The organism is Legionella drancourtii LLAP12 (genome assembly GCF_000162755.2).
Lineage (GTDB): Bacteria > Pseudomonadota > Gammaproteobacteria > Legionellales > Legionellaceae > Legionella > Legionella drancourtii.
In genome coordinates, this window is record NZ_JH413842.1 from 16,194 (window position 1) to 17,930 (window position 1,737).

A 1,737-nucleotide genomic window follows, 5' to 3' on the forward strand; every position below is an offset into this window, starting at 1 on the left:
GAGATGCTTTGCGCCTAAAATTCGACAAAAAATACTTTTTGCTCTTTCAATAGTTAACTTGACGGTGCCGGACAAAGCGCTTGATATTGCGATGGTTAAATCGTCGTGGTGGCAAGCGAAGGGTAACATGGGACAGATTGCTTCAATTACTTGAAATAGCAGGTTTCCCGAAGAAAAGGAAAACTGTATCGATATTCTAGACTCACTGAATATATGAGGGGACACTGATCTATCGGGAGCCGGATGCGGTAGTTCCGCAAGTCCGATTCTGCGGAGGGTTTGGTCGGAGTGATCCGACCATTCTACTCACCCACGACCCCTCACAAGTCAATTAAGCAAAATACAAGCTTAACCAAGTCACCCACTCGAACCGTCAAAACTCAGTGTAATCATATTTATGCTTCTATTATTGCCTATTGCAAGCTGGAACTGTTGAAGATAAAAACTCAATTAAATCACTTTGCCATCAAGTACAAACTAATCCTTAGAGCAAATCAGATTGCGTGGCAGGAGCTTAAAAATATGGCCGCTTAAAATGGAGTGTGCGTAACATGAGTTAATTATAGGAATTTACTCTATCTTTACCTGCTTCTTTAGCCGCATAAAGTGCATGGTCTGCGGCTTTTATAATCTCTTCAATGGTCGCTCCTTGTTGTGGGGCTTCTGCTACTCCAATTGAAATGGTAATGCCTGGTAATGGCCTGTCTTTATAATAAGCTATTGTATTTTTTAACTGTTTACGGAATTGCTCCATTCGTTGCACGGCATTATCTAAGGTCATATTCAGTAATATCACAGAAAACTCCTCGCCACCGAAACGAAATGAAATATCACTTTTACGAAAATTCCTAGCCAATAATTGCCCAATTGATTTAAGCACCTCATCACCGGCTAAATGACTGTACGTATCATTAAAGTTCTTGAAATTATCAATGTCCAGCATAGCCACGCATAGTGTATTTTTTTCGCGTGCAATTCGCACTAATTCTCGCGATAAAAATTCATTCAAATAGCGTCGATTATATAAATTAGTTAATGGATCATGTAAGGTGAGTTCACTTAGTGAGGCACGTAAATTAATATTAGCTAATGCAAGTTTAACAATATGGCCAAATGAATTTGCCATATCCTCTTGGTGTTGTGTTAGTTTTTTCCCTTTGGCTGCCAACAAATGAATGACACCAATTAATTCATTTTGCACCATTAAGGGTAATCCAATATAGCCTCCTTCCGGAGTGGTTAAATAATGATTACAAGGTACCGATTTTTGTGGATCATCAACCAGATTAGTATTCGCTTCGCGGATTGCAAAACAATCCATTGGCAAAAATAACTTTGGCAATAGTTGATCGTGTCCCCACTGAATTACAGTTTCCAATTGATTGGCAGATTGATTAAAAACAGCTAAACCACCACTTAATTCAGGAAATAACTCTTGTGCAATTAAATTGATTCGTGGGTATGCTTCTTCTACTGAAACACAAATTTGCAGGGAGCGATTTAACTTATTTAATAAATTTTCATCATGTTCAAGTAGCTTTAATTCATTTAAAGTCGCCATTGTTTTTTCATTAAGCTGTCGCATTTTTTCTTCATTTTGAACGCGCTCGCTAACATCTTTTATTTGTATAATAAAATTAACTGGTAGCCCCTGCTCGTCTCGAATCAGTGAGTAACTGACCATGGCCCAGATAATACGACCATCTTTGCGGATATAGCGTTTTTCCAAGTGAGCAA

The 1,737-nt window shown here is 38.5% G+C and carries 1 protein-coding gene and 1 pseudogene; one reads left to right on the top strand and one right to left on the bottom strand.

Going from position 1 to position 1,737, the window contains the following annotated elements; translation table 11 throughout:
* Window positions 1-318: 318 nt before the first annotated feature.
* Window positions 319-534, top strand: a pseudogene (locus LDG_RS20845) (IS701 family transposase); the annotation flags it as partial.
* Between the two features lie 22 nt (window positions 535-556).
* Here LDG_RS20845 and LDG_RS13350 read toward each other — a convergent pair.
* The coding region (locus tag LDG_RS13350; protein ID WP_040535936.1) for a GGDEF domain-containing protein at window positions 557-1,737 on the bottom strand (1,181 nt) is incomplete at its 5' end.